The organism is Vibrio sp. Vb1554, from assembly GCF_033344235.1.
Genome location: NZ_JAWPOJ010000043.1, coordinates 23,868 through 30,663, shown reverse-complemented (window position 1 = coordinate 30,663; position 6,796 = coordinate 23,868). Strand labels below are relative to the sequence as shown.

The following is a 6,796-nucleotide window of genomic DNA, read 5'->3' as shown; positions in this document are numbered from 1 at the left end:
TGGTAGTTCAGTTGGTTAGAATACCGGCCTGTCACGCCGGGGGTCGCGGGTTCGAGTCCCGTCCACTCCGCCACTTAATATCGACAACCTCGCTTATGCGAGGTTTTGTCAAATCTAGAATATGAAAATTCTATAGGGGTGTAGCTCCAATTGGCAGAGCAGCGGATTCCAAATCCGCGTGTTGGGAGTTCGAATCTCTCCACCCCTGCCACATATCAGGCTCTGACTTAGGTCAGAGCCTTTTTTGTATCTGGTTTCTTCTCATTATTACAGCTTATTTCTACTCTTATCCCGTAAGTATGGCTTTCTGCTGTACTTTGGCAGCATTTAATCTACTGAACGAACGAAACTACAGTTAGCTGTAATGATCAGTGGCCCGAAATTTTAATAATAAAGGGGAATCACTATTTATATTTAGTTACACTCAACCGATCTGGATTAATGAGTAACTATGTATGGATATATCTCGTCGACGCTTTCTTCAATCATCCTTAGCAATCTCCGCGCTTGCCGTTCTACCTGCATGTTCTCTATCTAGGAGCACTAATAAGCAGGGGCAATATATATACGATATCACTGCAGAGCCTTCTACTGCAGAATTAGTCCCTGGGTTTAACACAGACGTACTCGCATTTAATGGTTCGATTCCAGCGCCTGTGATTCGTTGTCGCCAAGGCGAGAAAGTTATAATTCGGTTTACTAACAAGCTTTCAGAGCCGACTACAATCCACTGGCATGGCTTGCGAATCCCTATTGAAATGGATGGTGTACCTTTCTTGAGCCAGCAGCCTATCATGCCAGGTGAAACATTCGTTTATGAATTTACACCACCAGATGCGGGCACATTTTGGTATCACCCACATATGAATAGTGTGAAGCAGCTTGGTAAGGGCTTAGTCGGGCTAATTGTCGTTGAAGAGGCAGAGCCTGTTCAGTTTGATGAAGAGCATGAAGTCGTCCTCAAGCATTGGCACTTAGACAAACAAGGTCAGTGGAAGAACCTTATGGTACCGCGCTTGAGCGCTCGTATGGGGACTCCCGGAGAGTGGAGTAGCGTCAATGGTGTGCATGAACCTGTTTATACGCTGAAGCAGAATGCTACCACGCGATTAAGAATTGCTAATGTCGATAACACCATTACTTACCCGATCGCTATTGAAGGTGCAGAGGCTTGGGTTATTGCTATTGATGGTAACCCTGTTAAAACGCCTTATAAGCTCACTCAGCATAAAATTGGTCCAGGAATGAGGTTAGATGTCGGATTGATTGCTCCAAAGGCTGGAAAACGTGTTTATGTGCGTCAAATGAAAGGACGCTTCCCATTCCCTTTGTGCGAGTTTGACGTTGTTGAGTCTGACCTGTCGAACAACCAGAAACTGCCTTTATTACCTCTCAACCCTGTGCCAGCTCTCGATTTGAAAAATGCAGAGCAAATCGATTATGTGTTTGAGTGGGAGGGGGCGATCACTCCTGCTGATCAATCGGGCAAAGCGATCCCCCAATTCTGGCTGATGAACAAACGGGCTTGGGAAGGAATGAGCAAAGATAATATTCCAGCGCCGCTTTCAACATTGGAGATTGGAAAAACCTATATCTTCAACCTAAAGAACGTCACCCAATATCATCATCCTATTCATCTTCATGGACACACATTTACGGTTCTTGAGTTAGATGGCAAAAAACTCGACGAACCGTTTCATACCGATACGGTCTTACTTGGAAAAAACGGCAGTGCGAAAGCGGCATTTGTTGCAGATAAACCAGGGCGTTGGATGTACCATTGTCATGTAATTGAACATATGAAGACGGGTTTGATGGGGTACATTGAAGTAAAGTGACTCCTGTAACTTTTAAAATCTTGATAAGTTTTAAGCGCTATACTTTGCTGAATTCTAAGATTGTATAATCACTATTGCCGTAAATTTGATTACAATGTCGCCATTAACTTTTCTGGGGGAATTATGGGACAACTATCCGTTTTGGGTTTTATTGCATTGGGTGGTGCATTTGGTGCATGTTCTCGTTACTTAATTTCTGAACTTTGTGTCATTTTATTGGGGCGTGGTTTTCCATATGGTACGTTAACCGTTAACGTTGTTGGCTCATTTATGATGGGCTTATTGATAGCAGCTTTCGATAATGAACTTTTGGCAACGGAACCTTGGCGACAAGTGATTGGCTTGGGTTTTTTAGGGGCACTAACGACGTTTTCCACCTTCTCGATGGATAATGTGTTGCTTATGCAGCAGGGCGCTTTCTTTAAGATGGGGTTGAACGTATTGTTGAATGTAGTGTTAAGTATTTCAGCGGCGTGGATAGGCTTTCAATTATTGATGCGCAGCTAGCAAAGTAGTTAAAAATTGAACAGGTCGGCTTGGTTTCACCAAGCCGTTTTTATATACTGACATCACTTGTCGGAGTGCCATAAGGCTGAGACCGTTAATTCGGGATCCGTTGAACCTGATCAGATTAGAATCTGCGAAGGGAACAAGAGAAGATATTCACACCGGAGCTCTTTCTGGTTGATCTATCAAAAGTCGAATGTTGTTACAGGCAAATATCGTAAGCTTTAACTAGCCTTAATTTGACTCCTCTTGTCGCATCTATCCGCCAAGCATTTTTATCCAATTACTTTTTATCTAGTATAACAAAGCAAGGAAAAATGCTATGTCGAGTCGCAAACAAGCGAGACTGGAAGCAAAACAGTTCATTGATACACTCTCGGTACAACCGTACCCCAATTCAAGCAAAGTCTACGTAGAAGGCTCACGTCCAGATATTCGTGTGCCAATGCGTGAAATATCACTCGCTGATAGCCTTATTGGAGGCACAAAAGAAGCGCCTATTTTCGAGCCTAATGAGCCAGTACGCGTTTACGATACCTCGGGTGTATACACAGATCCAGAGCACACCATAGACCTCTATAGCGGCTTACCTAAGCTGAGAGAAGGGTGGATTGAAGAGCGTGCCGATACTGAGCTACTTGATGAAGTAAGCTCGGTGTACACCAAAGAACGCTTAGAAGACGAAACACTAGACGATCTTCGTTACGGTAATCTACCACGTATTCGACGTGCCAAAGATGGCCATTGTGTGACCCAATTGCACTATGCTCGCAAAGGTATAATCACCCCAGAAATGGAATACATCGCCCTGCGTGAAAATATGGGGCGTGCTCAATACCGCGATGAAGTGCTGAATCAACAGCATCCGGGTCAAAGCTTTGGAGCGAATCTTCCAAAAGACATTACCGCCGAGTTTGTGCGTAAAGAAGTCGCCGAAGGTCGCGCGATTATCCCTTCCAATATCAACCACCCAGAATCCGAACCAATGATCATTGGACGTAACTTTTTGGTCAAAGTGAACGCCAACATCGGTAACTCATCGGTCACTTCTTCGATTGAAGAAGAAGTAGAGAAACTAGTGTGGGCAACGCGCTGGGGTGGAGATACCGTTATGGATCTCTCTACTGGACGTAATATTCACGAAACTCGCGAGTGGATTCTACGTAACAGTCCAGTTCCGATCGGTACCGTACCAATGTATCAAGCGCTTGAGAAAGTGAATGGTGTGGCGGAAAACCTTAACTGGGAAGTGATGCGCGATACTCTGATCGAGCAAGCAGAGCAGGGCGTTGATTACTTCACCATCCATGCCGGTTTACTACTGCGCTATGTACCGATGACGGCAAAACGCGTTACTGGCATCGTCTCTCGTGGTGGTTCTATCATCGCGAAATGGTGTTTAGCGCATCACCAAGAAAGCTTCTTATATACTCACTTCCGAGAGATCTGTGAAATCTGTGCTAAGTACGATGTCGCACTATCTCTTGGTGATGGTCTGCGTCCTGGCTCGGTTGCTGATGCTAACGATGAAGCGCAATTTGCAGAGCTTCGTACTCTTGGCGAATTGACCAAGGTTGCGTGGGAATACGACGTACAGGTGATTATTGAAGGCCCTGGTCATGTTCCAATGCATATGATCAAAGAGAACATGGAAGAGCAGTTAGAGCACTGTCATGAGGCTCCTTTCTATACTCTTGGTCCATTGACGACAGACGTCGCTCCTGGTTACGACCATATTACTTCAGGTATTGGCGCTGCCATGATTGGTTGGTATGGCTGTGCAATGCTTTGCTACGTAACTCCTAAAGAGCATCTTGGTTTACCAAACAAAGAAGACGTGAAAGTAGGCATGATCACTTACAAGCTTGCTGCGCACGCCGCTGATTTGGCGAAAGGACACCCTGGTGCACAAGTTCGTGATAACGCGCTTTCTAAAGCTCGCTTCGAGTTCCGCTGGGAAGACCAATTTAACTTGTCGCTCGACCCAGATACCGCGCGTGCTTTCCATGATGAAACCTTGCCTCAAGAGTCTGGAAAAGTTGCTCACTTCTGTTCGATGTGCGGACCAAAGTTCTGCTCTATGAAGATTTCGCAAGAGGTACGAGAGTACGCAAAAGATACTGAGCAAGTTGCTGCGGACCAAGCTATATCGATCAAAATGCTGGATGATCCTCTTGAGGGGATGCGTCAGAAATCGCAAGAATTTAGAGATACAGGTTCTGAGTTATACCACCCAGCAGCACATGCCGAGGTAAGTGGCTAATGAGCAAAATCCTTATTCCGTCATCATTGATTGAACTGACAGGTTTAGTTCAGCAATGTTTGTTGTTGGCGAAAGAACAGGGTTTTAACATTGAAGACATTGAGTTGGGTGTGAGCCCAACTCAATCTATTCAGCTTGTTCGTGACCAACAGACTACGCACATAACGACAGACCTTATTGATGGTTATGACTCTGAGCATGAGAGTTCATTTGTGCTCTATTACCGCTCTGCTTTGTCGGTAGAAGCGTGTGCTAAGCAACCGTCGAAAGCGATTTATATTGGCATTGCTGATACGCAGGTATCCGATGAAAAGGAGAAAGTGCTTCAGCTTGATATCTGGCGTCACCCAATTAACAACGAAGTGAGAGCGCTTTCCGTTAAGTCCAAATTCAACGCAATGTTCGATCCCGAACATCATCTTGCTTGGATAGTAACGCTGACAGTACTCGATTTTCCTATCGAAGATGCGTTAACACTTGCTCGAGGAATGCTAACTCAACAAGCGAATGTTTCACGTGAAACACTGTTTAATGACAACCTTGACGAGGGACGAACTACTCAGTGGGCTGCCCAATTTGATGATTTCCCCACACCTGTACTGGAGGATAACCGACTAGGTATTCAAGTTGGTTGGTCTGCACAAGGTGAGAGCGTTAGCTTTCCAACTCTAACTAAGCAAAGTCTAGGGCTCTATCCAGTCGTTGATGATGTTGCTTGGATTGAGCGTCTACTGCCACTAGGCATCAACACTATTCAACTGCGAATCAAGAACCCACAACAAGCCGATTTAGAACAACAGATCATTCGAGCAATTGAGCTAGGTCGTCAGTATCAAGCACAAGTGTTCATCAATGACTATTGGCAGTTGGCAATCAAGCATGGCGCTTATGGTGTTCACCTAGGACAAGAAGACATAGAAGAATCGAATTTAGCTCAGCTAACTAAAGCGGGTATTCATCTTGGTCTTTCTACTCATGGTTATTATGAACTACTGCGCATCGTACAAATTCATCCTAGCTACATCGCACTAGGGCATATTTTCCCAACCACCACTAAACAGATGCCATCGAAGCCACAAGGTTTGGTGCGCTTGGCGCTGTATCAAAAGCTGATTGATAGCATTCCTTATACAAATACAGAGGCTGCTTTCCGCCCTTCAAAAGACAAAGCAGTTAGTGACCATGTGCTTGGCTTTCCGACGGTCGCGATTGGTGGTATTGACCAATCTAATGCAGACCAAGTTTGGCAAACAGGTGTTTCTAGCTTAGCAGTAGTGCGTGCTATTACGTTGGCAGAATCACCTCAATCGGTCATCGAGTTCTTCGCACAACTGATGAAGGAAAGACAGCTAACGTTCACTGATCAGAATAGTGAGTTGGCGGATACCAAGAGAGGCGAGCATGCTCACGGATAAGCAGTTCCTTCGCTATCAGCGCCAAGTCGCTCTGCCTGAAATTGCCGAAATTGGGCAAAAGCGTTTGAGCAAATCGCATGTGCTGATCATCGGTTGTGGTGGGTTAGGGAGCGCAGCGAGTTTGTACTTGGCATCAGCGGGTGTTGGTAAATTGGTAGTGGTCGATGACGATGAAGTTGATAGCAGTAACCTACAACGTCAGATCATTTATCGTGAACAAGACCTACAAGTTGCGAAAACAAAAGCGACTGTAAAGCAACTGACTGACCTTAATTCTATGGTTCAAATTCGTGCCCTCAATAAGCGATTAGACAAAGCACAGCTTCAGCTTGAGGTGATACTAGCGGATGTGGTGCTCGACTGCACCGATAACATGCCAACGCGTCAGCTCATTAACCAAGTTTGTTTCGAGCAAAATACGCCGCTCATCTCGGCGGCGGCAATTGGTTGGCAAGGGCAATTCGCTGTCTTTGATTATCAAACGCAGATTGAACAAGAAGCAGAGAGTACAGCCTGTTACCGCTGTTTGTATCCGTTCGACGAATTACCGCAAACGCAAAAGTGCAGTGAGAGTGGTGTCGTCGGTCCGGTGGTGGGCACACTTGGCAACTACCAAGCGATAGCGGCAATTCAAAAACTGGCGACGGGAAAGTTTCATGTCGAGACTGCCAAGTTGCATCTGTTTGATGGGTTGAAACTGCAATGGCAAACCATGGCGATAAGCAAAGACAAACAGTGCCAAGTGTGTGCTCAGATTTAGCTTACGAGTAATA

5 protein-coding genes, 1 tRNA gene and 1 riboswitch are annotated in these 6,796 nt (G+C 45.4%); all 6 genes read left to right on the top strand.

Translation table 11 applies throughout. From position 1 onward, the window contains the following. Window positions 1-134: 134 nt before the first annotated feature. The 6 genes from R8N28_RS22140 (at window position 135) to R8N28_RS22115 (ending at window position 6,783) form a co-directional block, all read left to right on the top strand. Window positions 135-211 (top strand) — tRNA-Trp (locus R8N28_RS22140). A 244-nt stretch (window positions 212-455) separates the two neighbouring features. Then, on the top strand, window positions 456-1,838 hold the full coding sequence (locus tag R8N28_RS22135) for a multicopper oxidase family protein (RefSeq protein ID WP_206954903.1): 1,383 nt from the start codon (window positions 456-458) through the stop codon (window positions 1,836-1,838). A 123-nt stretch (window positions 1,839-1,961) separates the two neighbouring features. Continuing rightward, complete coding sequence (gene crcB / locus R8N28_RS22130; RefSeq protein ID WP_005378811.1) at window positions 1,962-2,345, top strand: fluoride efflux transporter CrcB; 384 nt, start codon at window positions 1,962-1,964, stop codon at window positions 2,343-2,345. 60 nt (window positions 2,346-2,405) lie between these two features. After that, a riboswitch (TPP riboswitch) is annotated at window positions 2,406-2,504 on the top strand. A 163-nt stretch (window positions 2,505-2,667) separates the two neighbouring features. Continuing rightward, window positions 2,668-4,608 carry a phosphomethylpyrimidine synthase ThiC gene (gene thiC / locus R8N28_RS22125; protein WP_176311214.1) on the top strand — a complete coding sequence of 647 codons (1,941 nt, stop codon included), beginning with the start codon at window positions 2,668-2,670 and terminating at the stop codon, window positions 4,606-4,608. Beyond that, complete coding sequence (locus tag R8N28_RS22120) at window positions 4,608-6,023, top strand: thiamine phosphate synthase (protein ID WP_262635495.1); 1,416 nt, start codon at window positions 4,608-4,610, stop codon at window positions 6,021-6,023. The genes thiC and R8N28_RS22120 overlap by 1 nt, the downstream gene beginning before the upstream one ends. After that, window positions 6,010-6,783, top strand: coding sequence for a HesA/MoeB/ThiF family protein (locus R8N28_RS22115; protein ID WP_065274965.1), 774 nt, complete (start codon window positions 6,010-6,012; stop codon window positions 6,781-6,783). Before R8N28_RS22120 ends, R8N28_RS22115 begins: the two co-directional genes overlap by 14 nt. The last annotated feature ends 13 nt before the right edge of the window (window positions 6,784-6,796 follow it).

What these genes read in the sequence shown, in the direction of transcription:
- R8N28_RS22135 (WP_206954903.1), top strand. Translation starts at nt 456, where the DNA reads ATGGATATATCTCGTCGACGCTTTCTTCAATCATCCTTAGCAATCTCC.
- crcB (WP_005378811.1), top strand. Translation starts at nt 1,962, where the DNA reads ATGGGACAACTATCCGTTTTGGGTTTTATTGCATTGGGTGGTGCATTT.
- thiC (WP_176311214.1), top strand. Translation starts at nt 2,668, where the DNA reads ATGTCGAGTCGCAAACAAGCGAGACTGGAAGCAAAACAGTTCATTGAT.
- R8N28_RS22120 (WP_262635495.1), top strand. Translation starts at nt 4,608, where the DNA reads ATGAGCAAAATCCTTATTCCGTCATCATTGATTGAACTGACAGGTTTA.
- R8N28_RS22115 (WP_065274965.1), top strand. Translation starts at nt 6,010, where the DNA reads ATGCTCACGGATAAGCAGTTCCTTCGCTATCAGCGCCAAGTCGCTCTG.